Source organism: Paenibacillus sp. CAA11, assembly GCF_003060825.1.
Classification (GTDB): domain Bacteria; phylum Bacillota; class Bacilli; order Paenibacillales; family Paenibacillaceae; genus Fontibacillus.
On the sequence record NZ_CP028922.1, the window covers coordinates 2,192,567 to 2,212,500 of the forward strand.

The 19,934-nt window shown below is 45.8% G+C and carries 19 protein-coding genes; 16 read left to right on the top strand and 3 right to left on the bottom strand.

The annotated features are described in order from the left end of the window. Positions 1-70: 70 nt before the first annotated feature. Together DCC85_RS10255 and DCC85_RS10260 are read right to left on the bottom strand one after the other, a co-directional pair. Positions 71-1,252, bottom strand: coding sequence for a response regulator (locus tag DCC85_RS10255; RefSeq protein WP_108465505.1), 1,182 nt, complete (start codon positions 1,250-1,252; stop codon positions 71-73). A gap of 63 nt (positions 1,253-1,315) precedes the next feature. Beyond that, entirely contained in the window at positions 1,316-4,294 is a 2,979-nt protein-coding gene (locus DCC85_RS10260; RefSeq protein WP_234414413.1) for a hybrid sensor histidine kinase/response regulator, read from the bottom strand. Positions 4,295-4,637: 343 nt separating this feature from the next. Between DCC85_RS10260 and DCC85_RS10265 the strand changes: the two genes are divergently transcribed. From DCC85_RS10265 to DCC85_RS10295, 7 genes are all read left to right on the top strand, one after another. Continuing rightward, positions 4,638-5,435 (top strand): Nif3-like dinuclear metal center hexameric protein, encoded by a 798-nt coding sequence (locus DCC85_RS10265; protein ID WP_108465507.1) that lies wholly within the window; start codon positions 4,638-4,640, stop codon positions 5,433-5,435. Positions 5,436-5,476: 41 nt separating this feature from the next. Next, positions 5,477-6,184 carry a response regulator transcription factor gene (locus tag DCC85_RS10270; RefSeq protein WP_108465508.1) on the top strand — a complete coding sequence of 236 codons (708 nt, stop codon included), beginning with the start codon at positions 5,477-5,479 and terminating at the stop codon, positions 6,182-6,184. Further along, a complete protein-coding gene (locus tag DCC85_RS10275; RefSeq protein WP_108465509.1) occupies positions 6,184-7,182 on the top strand; it encodes a sensor histidine kinase in 999 nt (332 codons plus the stop codon). Before DCC85_RS10270 ends, DCC85_RS10275 begins: the two co-directional genes overlap by 1 nt. Positions 7,183-7,403: 221 nt before the next feature. Continuing rightward, entirely contained in the window at positions 7,404-8,147 is a 744-nt protein-coding gene (locus DCC85_RS10280) for an ABC transporter ATP-binding protein (protein ID WP_108465510.1), read from the top strand. Positions 8,148-8,149: 2 nt separating this feature from the next. Then, positions 8,150-8,914 (top strand): hypothetical protein, encoded by a 765-nt coding sequence (locus DCC85_RS10285; RefSeq protein ID WP_108465511.1) that lies wholly within the window; start codon positions 8,150-8,152, stop codon positions 8,912-8,914. Beyond that, on the top strand, positions 8,911-9,705 hold the full coding sequence (locus tag DCC85_RS10290; RefSeq protein ID WP_199909994.1) for an ABC transporter ATP-binding protein: 795 nt from the start codon (positions 8,911-8,913) through the stop codon (positions 9,703-9,705). The genes DCC85_RS10285 and DCC85_RS10290 overlap by 4 nt, the downstream gene beginning before the upstream one ends. Then, the gene (locus DCC85_RS10295) at positions 9,680-11,605 is read left to right on the top strand and encodes an FtsX-like permease family protein (protein ID WP_108465512.1); all 1,926 of its coding nucleotides are present in this window, start codon (positions 9,680-9,682) and stop codon (positions 11,603-11,605) included. Before DCC85_RS10290 ends, DCC85_RS10295 begins: the two co-directional genes overlap by 26 nt. 66 nt (positions 11,606-11,671) lie before the next feature. Here DCC85_RS10295 and DCC85_RS10300 read toward each other — a convergent pair whose 3' ends face one another. Beyond that, complete coding sequence (locus DCC85_RS10300; RefSeq protein WP_108465513.1) at positions 11,672-13,123, bottom strand: MFS transporter; 1,452 nt, start codon at positions 13,121-13,123, stop codon at positions 11,672-11,674. Positions 13,124-13,262: 139 nt separating this feature from the next. On the opposite strand from DCC85_RS10300, the gene DCC85_RS10305 reads away from it, so the two are divergent. The 9 genes from DCC85_RS10305 (at position 13,263) to DCC85_RS10345 (ending at position 19,919) form a co-directional block, all read left to right on the top strand. Further along, positions 13,263-13,691 carry a MarR family winged helix-turn-helix transcriptional regulator gene (locus tag DCC85_RS10305; RefSeq protein ID WP_108465514.1) on the top strand — a complete coding sequence of 143 codons (429 nt, stop codon included), beginning with the start codon at positions 13,263-13,265 and terminating at the stop codon, positions 13,689-13,691. An 82-nt stretch (positions 13,692-13,773) separates the two neighbouring features. Further along, positions 13,774-14,238: a CBS domain-containing protein gene (locus tag DCC85_RS10310; protein WP_234414414.1), complete on the top strand. Its 465-nt coding sequence runs from the start codon at positions 13,774-13,776 to the stop codon at positions 14,236-14,238. 111 nt (positions 14,239-14,349) lie between these two features. Beyond that, a complete protein-coding gene (dhaK, locus tag DCC85_RS10315) occupies positions 14,350-16,116 on the top strand; it encodes a dihydroxyacetone kinase subunit DhaK (RefSeq protein WP_108465516.1) in 1,767 nt (588 codons plus the stop codon). Positions 16,117-16,270: 154 nt separating this feature from the next. Continuing rightward, complete coding sequence (locus DCC85_RS10320) at positions 16,271-17,119, top strand: pentapeptide repeat-containing protein (RefSeq protein WP_108465517.1); 849 nt, start codon at positions 16,271-16,273, stop codon at positions 17,117-17,119. 190 nt (positions 17,120-17,309) lie between these two features. Further along, positions 17,310-17,735 (top strand): DMT family transporter, encoded by a 426-nt coding sequence (locus DCC85_RS10325; RefSeq protein WP_108465518.1) that lies wholly within the window; start codon positions 17,310-17,312, stop codon positions 17,733-17,735. A gap of 18 nt (positions 17,736-17,753) precedes the next feature. Continuing rightward, complete coding sequence (locus DCC85_RS10330) at positions 17,754-18,452, top strand: Crp/Fnr family transcriptional regulator (protein ID WP_108465519.1); 699 nt, start codon at positions 17,754-17,756, stop codon at positions 18,450-18,452. An 11-nt stretch (positions 18,453-18,463) separates the two neighbouring features. Next, positions 18,464-18,937, top strand: a complete 474-nt coding sequence (locus DCC85_RS10335; RefSeq protein ID WP_108465520.1) for a DMT family transporter — start codon at positions 18,464-18,466, stop codon at positions 18,935-18,937. A 61-nt stretch (positions 18,938-18,998) separates the two neighbouring features. Beyond that, positions 18,999-19,400 carry an NUDIX hydrolase gene (locus DCC85_RS10340; protein WP_108465521.1) on the top strand — a complete coding sequence of 134 codons (402 nt, stop codon included), beginning with the start codon at positions 18,999-19,001 and terminating at the stop codon, positions 19,398-19,400. Positions 19,401-19,445: 45 nt separating this feature from the next. Continuing rightward, positions 19,446-19,919 (top strand): GNAT family N-acetyltransferase, encoded by a 474-nt coding sequence (locus DCC85_RS10345; RefSeq protein ID WP_108465522.1) that lies wholly within the window; start codon positions 19,446-19,448, stop codon positions 19,917-19,919. Positions 19,920-19,934 lie beyond the last annotated feature (15 nt).

A 19,934-nucleotide genomic window follows, 5' to 3' on the forward strand; every position in this document is an offset into this window, starting at 1 on the left:
AGAATTTCTATCGTTAAGAATCATTGTAATCAATGTACATGTACAAAAACTAAACAAAAAACCGGGCTGGTTAGGCCCGGAATTCTGTTAACATCCCAGCGTCTTGGGACGAATTCCACTTGTAATACCATTGCAGTATAAATTCAGGAAGCGGAATCTCCAGTTCTGCGGAATACATCTGTTCAATGTGCTGATAGTGTTCTTGTACAGCCATTCTGTCGCCCGCAGAAGCATAAGCTTGCAGAAGACCCAAATGCCCATCCTCATAATAAGGATGGAATTGTGTGATTCGTTTGTACATTGTAATGGCCTCTGCAAGCATATCGTGATTAGAATAAAAATCCGCAAGCATCGCTGCATGATGGAGCCATACTGTGCGAAGACGATGCCGTTCACTTTCCGCCCAGAAATAATCATGCTCTGCAAGATAATCCCCGGTATACAGGTCGGAAATCTGCCGGTGGTCCGTGATATTCAACTTAGTTACGGCGCCAAGCGCTCTGATTCCGCCTTCAAGCATATCTACGTCCACCTGAACTTGGTTGGTATTCAGCATATAGCCTTCTCCGCCGCTCACATTGCTGATGGTGATCTCCAAGTCTGCTTGCTTCAGACATTGACGGATATGATATATGGTTGTGTACAGATATGTAGATGCTTTTTTGAATTCATGGTCGGGCCAGAACTCTTGAATTAAAGTATCTTTATTGACAAAGCGGTTACGGTGATGCAAAAGATAAGCAAACAGTTCTTGTGCCTTTGTGGTTCTCCAGCGGAAGGGGAGAGTACGTTCATGATGTCCGTGACTGCGATGCACCATCTCAGGTCTTAAAGATTGAAAACAACAGATTTTCTTCTCTAATGCGCCTGTCTGCTGCTCATCAGAAGATAAAAGTCTATCGGTAATTCGGTTAACCGTTTTGGTCAATCTATTCATTTGGACAGGCTTAAGAACGTAGTCTAAGGCATTCATTTCAAAGGCATCGATGGCATAACGGTCATAGCCGGTTACAAATACAATATGAGAGCTCGGACTCACCTGCTGTATGAATTCAGCTGTCTGCATTCCGTTCATCTCCGGCATGACGATATCAAGAAAGATAATATCCGGCTTGAGCACGCCGGCAGCTTCGATGGCTGGAAGGGGCTCCGTGTAAGAGCCCACAATCTCAAACTCACTGACCTTATTCAGCAATTTGCTTAATTGCTTCAGAGCCAGAATCTCATCATCGATTAAAATAGCCTTGATCATGTAAATCCCACCAGTCTATTATCCTTAAGTTACGAAGTTAATATAAGCATAGCACAACTTAAGCTAGCGTATTGGAATATTAAAAGAAATATGTGTTCCTTGGCCGATGTGGCTCGTTATAGTAAGCCCCTGTCCATATCTTTGCTTAAGCCGCCGATCTGTATTTAGTATTCCGATGCCTCTGCGTCCGTTGGAAGAGGGGGCTAGCAGTTCGGCAACTTTACCTTCTTCCATTCCGATCCCATCATCGATTACCGAGAATGAGACGAAATTGGAATGCTGAGTTATGTGAAGACTAACTTTCCCGCCTTTAGACCGGCTTAATACACCATGTCTCACCGCATTCTCAACCAGAGGCTGTATACTTAGGGGCGGCAGCAGCATCTGAAGGTTCACTTCAGGATCTATGCTGATCTGAACCTGAAGTCGATTTTCAAACCGCTCATGCTCAATATACAGATATGATTTTACCAGATCCAGCTCATGTTCGAGCGGAACTAAGGGCATTTCATTCCAATAATCGAAGCTAATTTTAAGATAGGTACTGAATGCATCGATCATGGAGCTCATTCTATCCGTATCAATATCACTTAATGCGGTAATGGAATTTAAGGTGTTGAACAAGAAATGAGGCTGAATTTGTGCCTGCAGATAGGCTGCCTCAAGTCTTAAACGCTTTTCGGTAGAACGCTTTAAATCCGTCATTGCCTTAACCCTGTACTGAAGTTCAAGTGAGTCTACAGGCTTCGTAATGTAATCATTGGCTCCCGCAAGGAAACCGGTATAAATGTCCTCAGGCAGAGACCGAGCTGTTAGCAGCAGAATGGGCAGCTCGGAGATGGAGTATCTCTCACGAACAGCACGGGCAAGCTCATATCCGGACATTTGACTCATCATAACATCGGCGATGAGAAGATCCCATGGGCGATAATCAAGGATCTCTAATGCTTCTGCACCGCTGCCTACCTTGACCACGTTATATTTTTCTGGAGAAAGAATATTCCCTAGAATTCTCAAATTGACGGGATCGTCGTCCACGGCCAATACATGTATTTTGTCTTCACCCGTTGAGTTATCTGCCATGGCAGCAGCTTGGTGTAAATCGTAAGCTTCAAGGGGGACGGTGGCAGCAGTTAACTCCTCATAAGTTGAATCTTTTGCCTCTTGATCAAGAGCAGCTTTCTGCTCGCCAGCAAGCGGCATGGAGAACGAGAATTTAGAGCCTTCTCCGGGTGACGATTGAAGCTTCAGCTGTCCGCCGTGCAGCTCCACAAGGTTGCGAACAATACTGAGACCAAGCCCTAGACCGCCGCGCGCTGCAGACGTTAGAGGATCTCCTTGCTCATAGGACTCAAAGATTCGATCCTGATAGTCTTTTGCGATGCCAATACCAGTATCCGAAATATGGATCCAAGCCCATTTCCCCTGAACACTCGCATGAATCGTAACGGACCCATGAGGTGTGAACTTAATTGCATTATGGACTAAGTTGAACAGGATCTGAACTAATCTTTGTTCATCAGCCTGGATCAATGGGAAGGTACTTGGAATTTCCAGATTTAATTGGACGGTCTGGGTTGGAATCGTATGGCGGAGCATTCCTACCACACCGTTTGCCACGGATGCAAGGCGAACAGTGCTGAGCTGAAGCCGAAGTCTATTCTCTCTCAGCTGGGCAAGATCTAGCAAGTCTTGAAGAAGCAATGACATTCGCTGGCCTACCTCACCGATAAGAGCTAAGTCGCTTTTACTTTCGTTTGTCAGCTTATTATTTTGGTTGTTTAGTACTGCCTGGGCAATATTAATCATCCCGTGCAGCGGTGTCCGGAGCTCATGGGAAGTATTTGTCAAAAATTCATCCTTCATCTTATTGCTCCGCTTTAGCCGCTCAGCCAGCTTGGCTGTTCGGTCAGCATTTAGGAAATAGTTCCTGAACCAGTACGCGCCAAGCCCCAAGAAACCAATCAGTAGGTCGAAAGGATAGTAACCTCCTTCAGCATAGTTTATATTTTTGAATAAACCCCAGAACATACTTGAAGCGATGCTGCTTGCAGCCAGCAGAAGCCAGATGGCGGAGCGGTCCTTGTTCATTACAAATCGAATGATGATGACTGGAATAGCTAAAGAGGCGGATAGGACTACAATTCCAAATATACCAATGGCTCTAGAATACATAGACCAACTAACAGGTGTTGCAATAACGAAAGCAATATATAACAAGGCTATGGTGTAGTAGCATCTGAAGAATGCCTGATGTTTCCGTTCAATTCTAAGCAAATCAGCTACTTTGAGCATGAGTGCAGATGTGGCAAGGCTTGTGACAAGTGCCAGTTTGATCGTCCCCGTGTAATTTAACGAGAGCAAGGATACTAGCAGCCGATCTTCATCCAGGGAAACTCCCACCGCAGCGAACAGCAACAGAATGATGAAATAGAAATATATCTTTTGTCTGCTGCTGAACCAATAGAGGATGCTCATATAAATTACATGTAATAGGAGAATAAGAATGGTTGCCAATTGTAAAGTAATACCGACCATTCTCTCTAAATTTATTGCTTGTGGCGACCCGAACTTAATGGATTGCCCAATACCGCCTTTCATAAAATTATCAAAGTTAGCAACTTGAAGAACAAGGTCGAGTTCCCGTTCTGCAGCCGGGACATCAATCATATACACTCTGCTGCTGGGAGTATATTGAGCCTTACTTGTGGCTGGTTCACCGACGGTTAGCAATAGCTTTCCGTTCGCGTATACTCTGGCGGAAGTTGTAATATTTTTAAGTAACAATTTGTAGCTCGGATATGCTTCCTTCCATTCAGGATTGAGTAAAATATGCAGGCGATATGTACCATAGCCTAACGCAGACGCCTCCTCTTGAGGAAAGGCTGATTTCCAATCTCCAGGTACATTGGTATAACTATGAGGATGTTCCGCCGCTCGTGTGAATTCATCGGGTTCGATGAATGCATGGGGGTAGAACTCCCACTCACCATCCAGCGATAGGGTGTGCCTGGAATCAGGCTGCCACTTTCTAAGATCCAATATTCCTTGTACAGCAGAGTGCTGTGAAGGAGAAGACCATGCATATTCCCAGATCAGGCGTATGCTGGCCAGAAGACAAATAAAGCAGATCATACTTAGTATAATTTTATGTTTTGATATCATAATTCGTTATAAATTCGATGTAAACTGACGAAATCCCTGCTAGAAATCAGCCACCTGTATTTACCAGGCGGCTGATTAACTAAAATTAGATAAAGAGATTTATACCGGATTGATTGCTTCACTCCATATGAATTCATTGCCTCAAGATTTGACCTTGACTTATAATTAGGTATTATTTGGTACTGGTATCTTGCTGGATCAAGAGAGGAGAGCATTCCGCATGATCACAACCGTCCAAGAGATTTGGGAGTCGCTCAAAGAGCAAGTGGTTCATCTTAAGCAAGGAGAAGGTGTTGACGGGCTGCTGTTCGGCAGGCCTGAAGATGCTGTAATCAAAGTTGTTGTTGCTTTCAACTGCAGCTGGTATGTGATAGAGAGAGCGATTGAGCTTGGAGCAAATCTCATCATTACACATGAAGGATTATTTTACAGTCATTATCATGATGTTAGTCATGGAAGCTGTGCTCTTGCAGCAGCCAAACAACAACGCATCGAGGAGCATAAAATAGCTGTAATTCGTTGTCATGATGCCATTCATAGCTATGAACCGGATGGGGTTACATTAGGTCTCCTTCGAGTATTGGGATGGGAGAAATTCGTAATAAAGCACGATCGTCATGCGGCTGTTGCTGTGATTTCTGAGTTATCGGCACTCGATGTAGCGAAGCATATCAAGCGCAAGCTTGCGATTCCGAATGTCCGTCTCATAGGGAGCGGTACCTCGAAATGTACAAAGGTCGGTGTACTTGTAGGCTACAGAGGCGGGGGCAGCCTTGTGATCCCCTTATTTGAGGAAGAGAACGTAGAGCTAGTGATCTATGGAGAAGGTCCCGAGTGGGAGACACCAGAATACATACGGGATGCTGTCTACACTGGTAAAAGTCAGGCCGCTATTGTGCTTGGGCATGCGGAGAGCGAAATTCCCGGCATGAAGCTCCTGGTCGAATGGCTGCGCCGACGCTTCACCAATACTGAAGTTTGCTTTGTTGAAGAACCCTCTCCTTTCCAAATGATCTAAAGTTCAGATTGTGGTTCGAGAGGGGCACTAAGGAGAGGATTATGATTACATACACAGTACTTATCATTGAAGACGACCCTAAAATCTCCGAAATGCTTCGTAATCATATCTCTAAATATGGTTATGAAGTAAAGCAAGCCGAGCAATATGGACAAGTTATGAGCACGTTTAGAGAATGTCAGGCGGATCTTGTGCTGCTGGATATCAACCTGCCTCAGTATGATGGATTCTATTGGTGCAGGCAGATTCGCAATGAATCCCTATGTCCGATTCTATTTATCTCCTCACGCGACAGTCAAATGGATCAAGTGATGGCGCTGGAGAATGGAGGAGACGACTATATTACCAAGCCGTTCAATTATGAAGTAGTGATGGCCAAAATACGCAGCCAGCTGAGAAGAGCTTATGGAGAATATGCCTTAGGACACGAAGAGAGAACATTAGAGTTGGATGGTTTAATACTGTACCCGGAGCGGCTATCTGTTCAAATGAATGGCAAATCAGCTGAGCTAACCCAAAAGGAAGGGACGCTGCTGGAAGCTCTGATGCTCAAGGAAGGAAGAGTCGTCAGCCGAGATCAGCTGCTGGATTTAATGTGGGAAGACCAACATTTTATTGATGATAACACCTTAAATGTATATATCACCCGAGTGCGGAAGAAGCTGAAGGAAATTGGCGCGCAAGTAACCATCGAGACCATCCGAGGGGCAGGTTACCGGCTGACAACACAGCCAGGGGGCCTGGAATAATGAGACTATTCTGGAGGGAGCACTGTCCGTTAGTTCTGTTCTATTCCGTACAAATGCTGCTTGTCCCCTTGCTGTACTGGATGACGGGAGATGAGCGTCCGCCAAGCATCGTGTTGTATGGAATACTGCTGAGCATGTTTATCCTGGTTCTATACTTAGGCTACCGATATTTCACTGAGCGTTCGTTATATCGTCAGCTGAGTCAGCCCACTAATGCTGGCGGTTATGTATCGCTTCGTCCTTTGGGAGAGGCGCCGCTTCCTGAGGCGGTCGGAGAGTTCGTGAAGCAGGTTGATCGGCTAAATCAGGAGGAGCTGCATTATCATCGCAGCCGTATGGAGCATCATATTGTGTTTATACACCGCTGGGTGCATCAGATGAAGACCCCGCTTTCCGTCATTCAGCTTACCGTACAGGAGATTGATGATCCCGCTAAGGCCAACAGCATATTGGAAGAGGTTGACCGTCTGAGGAAAGGCATGGAGATGGTCCTACACACATCCAGATTGGATCGATTTGAGCATGATATCAAGGTTGAAAAAGTTAATCTCCAGCAATTAATCCACCAGGCATTTGCAGACAATCGTAAATTATTTATTCGAAAGAGATTAACCCCGGTTATTCAAATTGATCCTGAAATTCATGTGCTGAGCGATAAGAAATGGCTGTTCTTTATCGTCGGCCAGCTTCTCGTGAATGCCGTGAACTATACACAAGGTGCAGGAAAAAAGGTTTATGTCGAAGTTAAGCCTGGTGAAGATATGCTAATTCTGAGTATCCGGGATGAAGGAATCGGCATTCTGAAAGAAGACATAGGCAGGGTATTTAATCCCTATTTTACCGGTGAGCGCGGCAGGCAGTATCATGAATCTACAGGGATGGGATTGTATCTGGTTAGTGAAGCTTGTAAGCGGCTGGGACATGGGGTCGAGATCGCTTCAGAGCCGGACCAAGGAACGGAGGTAAGTATTATTTTTAAAGAAAGAGTCCGTCCCTGAAGCATAAGGGAAGCTCTTCGAAAATCCATTGACAGGAAAGCGGACCTCATTGAGGTCCCTTTTTATGCTTTAAGGATCGCTAAGCCGAACATTCACTTAAATGAAATGTAAGAGTTAAGTAAGTCTAGTCCATGGCAGCAATCTTCCTTTGTCCTGTACATTATAGAAGAACCTCAAAGCAGTTCTTTTTGAAACGTAATGTCAGGAAGGAAGGGGTAGGATTGCAAGAGAAGATGATAGAAGTCGATCATGTTACCAGACGGGAGAGCCGGCGGGTTGTAATAAAGGATATGTCATTTTGCTTAAGAAAAGGTAAAATTTATGGACTCATTGGCCCTAATGGGGCAGGAAAAAGCACATTAATTCGCCTTATGACTGGAATGACTCAACCTTCCGGTGGTCATATCCGGATTCATGGAGATGATGTTCATTCGGAACGAAGCATTGCTTTGAGACAGGTTGGCGCACTGATAGAAACACCTGCCTTTTTTAAAAGTATGACCGGGAGGCAAGCCTTGCGTAATTTATCCCGGCTGCATTCAAATATTTCATCAGCGGAACGGGAGAGCTATATTGAGAAACTGCTAAAGGACGTGAAGCTGTTAGGTCAGGCGGACCAGAAGATTAAAAGTTACTCCCTTGGTATGAAGCAAAGGCTGGGGATTGCTCAAGCCATGCTAGGAGATCCTGAAGTGATTATCCTGGATGAGCCTGCTAACGGGCTTGATCCCTTGGGTGTGCGTATTCTTCGGAACCTGTTGACTGAGCTGCGTGACACAGGTAACCGTACCATACTGATCTCAAGTCATTTGCTGGATGAGATACAGCAGATTTGTGATGAAGTGCTTGTGATCCGCTCGGGTGAGGTGATTTGGCAAGGTGCTACATCGCTTCTTGCATCAGAAGGGCAAAGGCTGGAGGATGCGTTCCTTGAGCTTGGCGGCTGGGAAGAGGAGGGAGATTGAAGATGGGCGGACTATGGAAAAGCGAGATGGAACGCATGTGGCGGCAGAAGTCTCTTATCATTCTCTTTTTGATTGGGCTTGCTTTGATCGCGTACTCCTTAATCAAACTTAAGCTTAGAGGCTATGGAGATTATGGGAGTGCTACGGGGCGCGAGCTCTTAAACCGGGGGAATTTACCGTGGTATCTGCTGGACAGCATATCACTCTTGTCTACAACTATCCTTTTACCGTTACTTTATACCGATCATATCTGTAGTGAGTTTCGATCCGGTGCTTATCGGGTGTATTTGCAGCGGCCATACCGGATGAGCCAATTCTGGCTTGTCAAATTAGGAGCACTAGTTGTGACAACACTAGGATTCGTTGCAATGGCTTATCTAATGTCGAGTATCGGAGCCTTATTCTTATTCCCTCAATCTTCTGAAGCAGCTCCACTTGTAGACGTAAAGCAGATGGGGTCCAGTTTATCGACATTGTTAATCTATATCATGTTTGCGTTGGCTTGTATATCTAAGTTGATCATTACAGGCGTGGTATGTTTGTATTTTGGCAGGTCCATATTTGCATTTGTTGTAGTTACGGTATTTTCATTGATCATATATCAATTTCACATGGGTTTCCTCATTTTGATCGATCCGTTTCAATCTATACGCGGAGCCTTTCAAAGTGGGAAATTCTCTGAATTCTGGATATTTACATTAGGTTCTATTGGGGTTGGCGGACTATGGGGGTTGGCTGGATGGTGCAGAAGGGTTCTGAAAAAATGATTGGAAAGGATGCATCTCATGTGAATATGGTCGAAATTAGGGACTTAAATAAAGTGTATGCAGGAAGCGTCTCCACCGTAGCTTTAAAGGATATCCATCTTACGGTGAAGGCAGGCGAGTTTGTAGGAATTATGGGGCCGTCGGGAAGCGGCAAGACCACACTGCTTAATATGGTGTCAACGATTGACACCCCGAGCTCCGGTTCTGTAATGATCAATAACAGCAATCCTTATCAGCTTCGCAAGGAGGAGCTGGCTTTATTTCGGCGCAGACAGCTTGGATTTGTCTTTCAGGATTTTAATCTGCTGGATACGCTAACGGTTGAAGAGAACATTGTGCTGCCCTTGACACTTGATAGCGCCAAGATGAAGGAGATGAAGCTGCGGCTAAAGCAGACTGTAGAGCGGCTGGGTTTGGAGTCTCTTTTGGCAAAGCGACCTTATGAAATATCGGGAGGACAACGCCAGCGTACGGCGATTGCGCGGGCGATCATCACTTCGCCGGCATTGCTGCTCGCAGATGAGCCAACGGGTGCTTTGGATTCCGGAGCTTCACGTGTTGTGATGGAATCCCTGGAGAACATCAATCGTCAGGACGGAACGACAATTATGCTGGTGACCCATGATCCAGTGTCGGCAAGTTATTGCGACAGGATCGTCTTCATTCGTGACGGAAGGCTATCCGCCGAGATTCATCAGGGGAACAATCGTCTGGCTTTTTTTCAGAAGATTATAGACACCTTGTCCTTGTGGGGAGGGAGCAGCAATGAATTTTCCTCGATTCGCGTTTAATAATGTTAGACGAAATAGCCGGGCTTACATGGCTTATTTCCTTAGCAGTGCCTTTATGGTTATGATCTTCTTCTGCTTTGCCGTATTTGTAAATCACCCAGAAGTGGAGCAAATCCAGCTGGGCAAGCTCTCGCAGGCGGTTATGAAGATCGCTGAATATGTCATATTTGTGTTCGCAGTATTTTTTGTGCTGTATTCAATCAGTCAATTTTTGAAGAATCGGCGAAGAGAGTTTGGCCTTCTTTTAATTCTTGGGGCTAGGCCGGGCCAGATCAATCGGCTGATTTTTATTGAGAACATGTTGATTGGCATGGCTGCGATCGTATCCGGTGTGGCCAGCGGGCTGATTCTCTCGAAGATGTTCTTATTGTTTGGGACAAAGATGATGGAGGTACAGGAGCTGCCCTTTTATTGGCCGACCGGGGCCATTAAGATAACGGTGATCTCATTTCTCGCTTTGTTTATTTGTATTTCGGTCTTTACCTTAAGCATGATTAAGAAGAGTCAAGCATTACAGCTGCTAAAAGGAGGCTCGGCTGCAGTTAAGAAGGAACCGAAGGTTTCTTGGGTTTGGTCCTTCCTCGGGGCTGTTCTGCTCGGAATTGGGTGGTACGCTCTTTATATGGGACGTTTAACACCCGTTAAGCTGTTTATCGCAGCTGCAGCAGGGATCGCGGGGACTTACTTGTTCTATTCACAAATTTCTGTTCTGTTGATTGGGTGGATCAAGAAGCGGCGAACATGGGTGTGGAAGAAAGTAAATTTGTTATGGGTATCGGAAATGGCCTATAAGTTAAAGGACAATGCAAGAATGCTCTTTCTGGTGACGGTCGTCATTTCCATTGCCAGCATGAGCGCCGGGGTAGTCATAGCGATGGATGAGGATAACCGGGATAGTTATTTGGATGATCCCTTTGTTTTGAGGTATTACAGCACTAATGAGTCCTTTGTTAAGGAAGATCTGGATCATATCAATCGACAGCTTGAGGCGGCCGGTGTTGTCTATAATCAGTTCAAGGTGGAGAGTATCAACAAGAGCTCAAGTCACCGTTCTCTTAAATATTTGTCGGTTATGCCTTTGTCCATTTTTAATCAGATCGAGAATGCGATAGGCCTTAATTCAATCCCATTGGATTCTAAGCATGGCCAAGCACTCCTTGTATATGATGCAGCGAAATCCTCTCCAGTGAATGTAGATAAGCCGATAGAAATCGTTCTGGAAGGCGGAAAGCAAGTTCAGATTCAGGGTTCAGTTGGCAGTAAGGCACTGCCTTACATGGGCTACATAAATACAAACCTTCTTATTGTAAGCGATGATTTATATAAACAGCTTCGCGCTCAGGAACAGAGGGCTGATACGGTCTATTTCTATGAAGTACCGGCTTGGAACAGTGGGTCTTTGCCTGATGAAGCGAGTCAAGAATATCGTCTGGGGGTAGATATAGGGAAATGGAATGAGGATCATGACCATGGAAATTTGTTATCCATCCGCAGCGACGGTTATATTAAATTAAAGCTCGGTACAGCTTTATTCCGATTTATAGGTATTTTTATCTCCTTGATATTTTCGTTTGCTTCTGCAAGCTTTCTATATTTCAAGCTCCATACGGAACTGTCGACAGATGCAGCCATGTATCGTGCCCTTTCTAAAATTGGACTCAGCACGGCAGAAATGAAGAAATCGACGAGCCTGCAGATTGGATTGCTGTTTTTTATTCCGATCATTGTCTCCACCATATTTAGTCTTGTTGTGTTGGCTCCGATTTTAAAGATGGTGTATATTAACTCTTACTACAAGCCTGTGCTTATGGCTGCGGCTGGGTTCTTGGCCTTGCAGATGGTCTATTATTTCATCGTCAGAGCCGGATACTTACGGCACTTAAAGAGAATCATGGTGTAATCAAAAAAGTGAAAGGACGGGGTCTAAGAACCCCGCCCTTTCACTTTTTTTGAAAAGAATATCATGTTATTGCTTAAGCCTTGACATCCATAGTCTCCAACCGGTCAAGAGTGCGGCCGCGAAGCAGATCGAAGCCGATGCAAGGAACACAATGTGCATCCCGCTAAGGAATAAATCAGGGCGTCCTGGAATGAGGCCGGTTACGCGGTAGCCTGCCTTGCTGCTCATCACGCCGAAGAGAGTCGTTGTGGCAACTGTGATGCCGACAACCATGCCGACATTTCGTACAAGCGAATTAATACTGCCGGCAATACCGAGCTGAGTGCGCGGAACTTTGGACATGACAAGCGAGTTATTAGGAGACTGGAACAATCCGCTGCCAAGACCGAGCATCGCGATCCAAACTCCTACTAGAATTACAGGACTGCCTTGGTGCAGCTGTGCGAGACCGATCTGGGCAATCACCATAACGACCAGTCCGGCAAAGGTTAGCAGCTCAGATCCTATCTTATCGGACAGCGCCCCGCTGATAGGAGCTACAATCACCATGATGATAGGAAATAGCATGAGCAGCAGACCCGCATGGGAAGGTGACAAATTCAGAATGCTCTGAGCATAGAACGGCGCGATAATATTGAAGCAGAAGTTGGCGACGAATACCAGGAAACCACAAAGAATACTTAAAGAGAACATAGGATTTTTAAATAAGGTCATTTGCAGCAGAGGCGCTTCTTTCCGGGATTCAATCCATAAGAAGCTGATCAGGATTAGGAACGCCGCAATTAGTGAACCAATAATGCGGATGTCGTCATAGCCTACCTGCTGTCCCAGAAGTAAGCCTGCGAACAGCGAGAGTATAAATAAGGTGAATAGTAGGCTGCCGGTCTTATCAATTCTCACTTCAAGCTTGGTAAGATCCTTAGGTAATACCCTCCAGCCGATAAGGATGGCGATGATGCCAACCGGAACGTTGACCCAGAAGATATATTCCCATCCCAGCCCGGCGACAATAATTCCGCCCAAGCTTGGTCCGGCAATACTTCCAAGCGAGACGAACGTGCCGATTAAGCCCAGGGCCTTTCCGCGTTCCTTGGCGGGGAAAATATCCGTAACAATCCCCTGGTTATTGGCCATTGTCATTGAAGCGCCCAAGGCTTGAACCAAGCGGGAGATGATGAGCAGCGGTAGGCTTCCGCTAAAACCGCAGAGCAGGGAACCCGCGGTGAAGATGATCATGCCGATCTTGAAGACTTTTATCTTGCCTACGATATCTCCCAGTTTGCCAAAGAAAAGGATCGCTGCACAGATCATCATTAAATAGCTGGTAACAACCCACTCTGTTTGGGCGACAGGGAGATCTAGGTTCTTCGAAATTACAGGCAAGGCAATGTTGACAATACTGCCGTCCAAGGTAGACATAAATGTAAAGAGATTAAGGACGACCAAGATGAACCATCGCTTCTTTTGGATTGAAGGGTCATCCTGATATGTAGGTCGGGGGGCATTTAATTTGTTCATCAAGCAGCACCTCTAATCCATATTGTTGCGGACGCAACTTTTTTTCACGATAATCAGTGTAGTCCTTTTTAGTTGCGAATGCAACTAACTTATTGTAAAATCGTTTTAGTTTTTATATTTACAAAAAAAGGGTGTCATCATGAAGAAGAATACTGTAGGTAAATTAATTTCCTATATTCATCGAATGCATCAAAGAGAGCTGGCCAGCACGCTGAAATTATATGGGCTTGGCGGTGGTGGGCATCACAGTTATCTCAAGACGATTATACAGGCACCTGGGCTCAATCAGGATCAGCTTACCCATGAGGTGAATTTCGATAAGGCGACCACAGCGCGCTGCGTTAAACAATTAGAGGAAGCCGGATATGTCCTGCGTGTCGTGGATGAGTTGGATCGGCGGTCTTATCGGGTGTATCCCACAGAGAAGGCTATCGAATTTGCGCCTGTGCTTTCAGATATTCTTCATCAATATAATGTGGAATTAACAGCATGTTTATCTCCTGCAGAGAAAGATCAGTTAACTGATCTTCTTCAGAAAATCTACGATCATAAACAAATTAACAACTAGCTTTGCTTTTCAGTCCGAGCGGGATAAAATGGAATTGTAGTCAGAATCGTATTTTGATCCTTAAGTGGACGCAGGAGGGGTTATGATGAAGGTCAAAGATTTTATGATTCAGCAGGTGCATAAGGTTCAGCAGGACCAGACGCTGAAGGATGTGCTTCGTCTCTTTATCCATCATCGGATCAGCGGGGTACCCGTAACGGATGCAAACAACAAGCTTGTTGGAATGATCAGTGACGGTGATGTGCTGCGTTATATCAACCCCCAGAAGCAGACAGTGTATGACGTATTCTCTTACGTGATTGTTACTGAACAAGAAGAATTGGTGGAAGCGTTATCAAACAGAATTAATACCTCTGCGAAAAAAATTATGAAGACCAAAATTCATTCCGTAAGTCCGGAGGATGAGCTGGAAAAGGCGCTGCAAATTTTAGCGAAGCACCATTTTAAGAAGCTTCCGGTTGTTAACGAACATAAGCAGGTCGTCGGGGTGATCAGCAGAGGAGATCTGCTGAAGCAAATGGCCACCAAGATTATTAATCTTGATTAGACTCTATCCTTAGATGATCATCGGCAAGAGACCCGGAGTTACCGGCTTTTGCCGATGATTTATTTTATGGTTATATATAATTAATGAAGAATAAGTTGGGAGGATGACTTGGTGAAGAAAATTATAAACAATCCTGAACATATCGTGGCGGAAATGTGCAACGGCATGGTAATGGCGCACCCTGAGCTTGAATTTTTGAGAAAATATAAGATCATTAAGAAGCGCAGCATCCAGGAGAACAAGGTTAGTGTCATTAGCGGTGGTGGCAGCGGCCATGAACCGGCTCATGCCGGATTTGTCGGGAAGGGGATGCTGGATGCAGCCATTTGCGGAGATGTCTTCGCCTCGCCTTCACAAATTCAAGTCTATCAAGGGATTAAAGCGGCCGCAGGCAAGAAGGGCACTCTATTAATTATTAAGAATTATAGCGGCGATATGATGAACTTCAAAAATGCGGCTTACTTAGCCGGTGAGGACGGACTTGCCGTTGATTATGTTAAAGTAGAAGACGATATTGCTGTTACGGACAGCCTGTATACCGTAGGAAGAAGAGGCGTAGCTGGAACGGTTTTGGTACATAAAATTGCTGGTGCCGCAGCAGAAGAGGGCCGGAGTCTACAGCAGGTTAAGGCGGCTGCTGAGAAGGCTGCGGCGAATGTTCGCAGCATTGGCTTCGCGCTTACCTCTTGCACCGTTCCAGCCAAAGGAACACCTACCTTTGAACTGGCTGAGGATGAGATGGAGTACGGGGTGGGGATTCATGGAGAACCAGGTATACAGCGTGAAGGCATCGCCTCTGCGGACAGTTTGGCAGTACGAATGGTTGAGGCGCTTTTACAAGATCTTCAGATCGGGAACGAGTCAGAGGAGATTGCTGTTCTAGTGAATGGTTTTGGAGCTACTCCTCTCCAGGAGCTTTATATCCTCAACAACTCTGTTGCAAGAGAATTGTCTAGGAAGCAGGTCAAGGTATGCCGGACGTTTGTCGGGAATTATATGACCAGCATTGATATGGCAGGGGCATCCTTAACGATTATGAAGCTGGATGAGGAACTTAAAAGTTTGTTATCCAAGGAATGTGATACGCCGGCCTTCAAGGTATCCGGTCCGGTAGAAGCGGTTCACTATTCAGACAGAGCAGGGGACGATGAGGAAGACTCGGTTCCGGTTTCTTATGAAGTTCAAACTGCGATCGAGCATTCCAGAATAGAAGCTGATCGAATTACGCTAGATAACCTGATCTACCTGGTCGACATGATGAGTGAGGTCATCATCAAGAATGAGGTTCCTTTCTGTGAGCTTGACTCGCAGGCGGGCGACGGGGATTTTGGAATGAGTGTAGCGAAGGGATTTCGTCAATTGAAACGGGAGTGGAGTGAGATTTTAGCTGCACATACGCAGAGCATTGGCAGTTTTCTCAGCGCGTGCTCAATGGTAATTATGGAGCACTGCGGAGGTGCTTCTGGACCCATCTGGGGATCGGCATTTCGGGCAGCGGGTAAGGCAGCGGGTGAGCGAACGGCACTTGATGTCGCCGAATTTGCTGACCTGCTGCAGGCGGCTGTAACAGGCATTCAGTCCACTGGCGAGAGGTCCTTTGGACGCGGAGCTGTAGTTGGCGATAAGACTTTGGTTGATGCGCTTGTGCCTTGTGCGGATGCCTGGAGCGAAAGCGTCAGAACAGGTCTGGACATGAAGAGTGCGTTGGTCAGAGGAGCAGAAGCTGCGGTTCAAGGAGCTAAGAAAACCGAAGAAATCGTTGCCCGGATGGGGCGCGCAGGAACCGTTGGAGAGAGAAGTCTCGGAGTTCCCGATGCTGGAGCTTATGCCCTAGGAGTTATTTTTACAGAGCTGGCAAGTAGCGTGAGCCTGAAATAGCTGATCTTTTATAAGTAAAGTCTAATTAACAGGCTATACGTGAGCAGGCAGTGGTTACCAGATAATTCGATGCGGCACGATCCGCTAGTTGACGAACGATCGTGCTTGAAATTAAGCTTGTTTTGAAATGAAGTTAATTAAGGGAGATTTATTTATGCTTGATCAACGAAATGATATTGACTATGCCTCAACACTTCGCGCGGATTGCGAGAATTGCTTCGGATTGTGCTGTGTTGCGCTGCCCTATGCAGCGTCATCGGACTTCGCTAGGACGAAGGGAGCTGGTGAACCTTGTTCACATCTTCAGGGTAATTTCCGCTGCGGCGTTCATAATGAATTGAGACAGCTCGGTTTCCGGGGCTGTACAGTCTATGATTGCTTTGGTGCGGGGCAGCAGGTTTCTCAGCATACATATAAAGCGCAGAGCTGGAGAGAAGTGCCCGAAGTTTCAGCAGAAATGTTTGAAGTCTTTCCTGTAATGCGCCATTTGTATGAGCTGCTGTGGTATTTGAACGATGCTCTGGCTAGAACAACTTCACCTGCTCTGGAGGTTCAGCTGCGCCAAGCTCTTGAAGAGACAGTTCGGCTAACAGAGCTGAGCGCGGCAGAATTGCTGGAACTGAACTTCGCAGTCCACCGGGCTGAAGTCAATCAGTTGCTCTTGGAGACAAGCGAGCTTGTACGCAGTGAGACCAAGAAGCAAATCAAAAACGCGCAAAACCGCCGGGAATTCAAGCGGGGAGCAGATTTAATCGGAGCAAAGCTTAAGGGAGCTGATCTGCGCTGTGTGAACCTTCGGGGTGCATACTTGATCGCCGCGGATCTACGGGATGCCGATCTTCGGTGGGCTGATCTCATCGGTGCAGATATGCGGGATACCGACCTAAGGGGTGCCGATCTTTCAGAAAGCCTGTTTCTGACTCAATTCCAGATTAATGCAGCCAAGGGAGATGCTAAGACTAAGCTTCCCATCACGCTTACGCATCCGCCTCACTGGTCTTAGAGCTATAGTAAATTAAAAGTACGAAGTTTAGTAGAGTTATCCATTGGATCTCTTCCATTTTTTGTCTATTGCCTGCGAGGGTTATGGGTGGGAATGGAAGGGATGTTTTTTATATCCAGGACATATGTCCTTCCCGAGAAGGTATGAAATAGCATTTAATAGGATCAGACCTTGAATGGGAGAGAGAGAAATGAGAGGAATTATTTTAGCATTGCTTGGTGGAGCTTGTATAACCCTTCAGGGCGTCGCCAACTCCAGAATCAGCCAGGATATCGGAACTTGGCAGGCAGCCACTATCACCCAACTTACCGGTTTTGTGTTAGCACTGGGGATCTTGTTCTTCGTCAGGGACGGGAAGAAGCGGGGGTTTAGGAAGGTGAAGCCGCTTTATCTAATTGGAGGGGCTTTTGGTGCCGTAGTGATCTTTAGCGAAGTGACGGCCATTCAAACCATAGGAGTGACCTTCACCATATCAGCGCTTCTTATTGCGCAATTGCTCCTGACTTTTTTGGTAGATATCAACGGATGGTTTGGTGTTAAAAAACAGCAGATGCGGTTACCCCAATTTGTCGGGATCGGCATGATGATTGCTGGCGTTATTATTTTAAAATTATAATAAAGGCGGATTTGAGCGATGAAAGAAATTCAAGATATACGGCAGCTTAGAACCTATCTTAAAGCTCATCAAATCGAATCCGTATTTAGTGAGCAGTTAATTCCGCATCTGTCGCTGTACAGCTATGATATTGGTGAGTCCGTCTGCACCCAGGGTGAAGCGGCGGACACATTGTATGTGCTTGTCAAGGGTAAGCTGAAGATTTATACGACCTCACCGGAGGGTAAGACGCTGATTGTGTCATTTAAGACACCGCTTGAGGTGATTGGTGATATTGAATACATTAAGGGGATCGAGATCATCAACACTGTTGAGGTGGTTTCTCCCGCCCACATGATTGCTGTGCCCTATCGTTGTCTGAATAAATATGGACAGAATCATGCGCCATTGCTGAAGTTTCTGCTGGATGTTTTAGCCCAGAAATTTTATGTGAAGTCCAGCTTCTTAAGCTTTAATCTGATGTATCCTGTTGAGGTACGCCTTGCGAGTTACCTACTGTCTATATGTTTTGATGAAACGGATTCAGCTTTTGTAGGGAAGCTAAGCACCGGGCTACTAGTGGATGTTGCCAACTTGATCGGTACAAGTTACAGGCATTTAAACCGGGTAATCCTGAAGCTAAGTCAGGAAGGGCTGATAGAGCGAAGCAAGGGAGCGATTGTAGTGAAGGATAAAGAGGGATTAAGGGCGCTAGCTGAACGGAATATTTATGAATAGAGGGAATGAACATGATTGCAGGACTTTTACTTGCAGTGCTGGCTGGCTCACTAGTTAGTCTGCAAAATATCTTTAATAGCAAAGTGAATGAACATACAGGGTCTTGGACGACGACCGCCTTAGTACTGGGTATGGGCTTTGTTGCCTCTTTAACCTTCAGTCTGATCGTTGAGGGCAGAGCGACGTTTCGTCTGCAACATATGCAGCCATGGTACTGGATCAGCGGAATGATCGGTGTAGGCGTGGTCATCTGTCTAGTGCAAGGGGTTAAGCTTCTGGGTCCTACTTATGCGATATCGCTCGTTATGACCTCCCAGCTTGGATTTGCTCTGCTGTGGGATTCTATGGGCTGGTTAGGCCTCGATAAAGTTCCCTTTACGTTAAATCAGCTGCTAGGGGTATTGGTTATTATTGGAGGGATTATCGTGTTTAAGCTGGGCGAGCAGCGAAAGAAAGAAGCTCATCCCGTTCGTTCAGAAGGCTAGTATTTTAACTTGTTATTTCGATGAAATTGAAAAGATCAATCTCATATTTGGAGGGCTTCACATGTTAACAACCATTGATAAGATTGCTTGGGTCTATACAGAGGATGGACGAATCCTCTGTGCTCGTTCCAAAGGGAAGGATACTTATTACATACCAGGCGGCAAACGTGAACCCGGAGAATCCGACGCAGAAGCTTTGCTGCGAGAGGTTAGAGAGGAGCTATCCGTAGCGCTGAAGCCGGATACCATCTCACTATATGGGATATTTGAAGCAGAGGCCCACGGCAAGACCGAGGGGGTTCAGGTAAAGATGACCTGTTACTGTGCAGAATTTGAAGGCAGTCTCTCTCCAGCGGCAGAGATTGAAGAAATATGCTGGCTGAATTATCGGGACCGTGACCGGGTATCTGCTGTAAGTCAATTAATCTTTGATCAATTGCACAAGCAAGACAGATTAATTTAAAATTACATTTAACCAAGAGTCGTATATGGAGGCAGCAGAGTCATTATGATGATTAGACCCATACAGTTGCAAGATAACAAGGCTATTGAACAAGTTATAAGAACCTGCTTGATGGAGTTTGGCGGGAACCGAGAAGGGCTCGCTTGGGCAGATCCAAGCATGAAGGATCTCTATAGTTATTATAATAACGGAGCTGGAAAGGCTTATTGGGTTGCGATCGACCACGGTGAAATTGTTGGTGGCTGCGGAATAGCACCTTTTACAGAACTGAGCGATATTTGCGAACTTCAGAAGATGTACCTGATTAAGGAGGCGAGAGGCACCGGGATTGCAACCCAGCTGCTCAGCACTGCGCTTGATTTCGCCAGACAACATTATAGTGAATGCTATTTAGAGACGCTTCAGAACATGCATGCGGCTAACCGGTTTTACCAAAAAAACGATTTTCTTCCTCTGGATAAGCCGCTTCAAGGGTCAGAGCATTTTGCTTGTGATGCTTGGTACATTAGAAAGCTGTAATCCTCTAAATGGAGG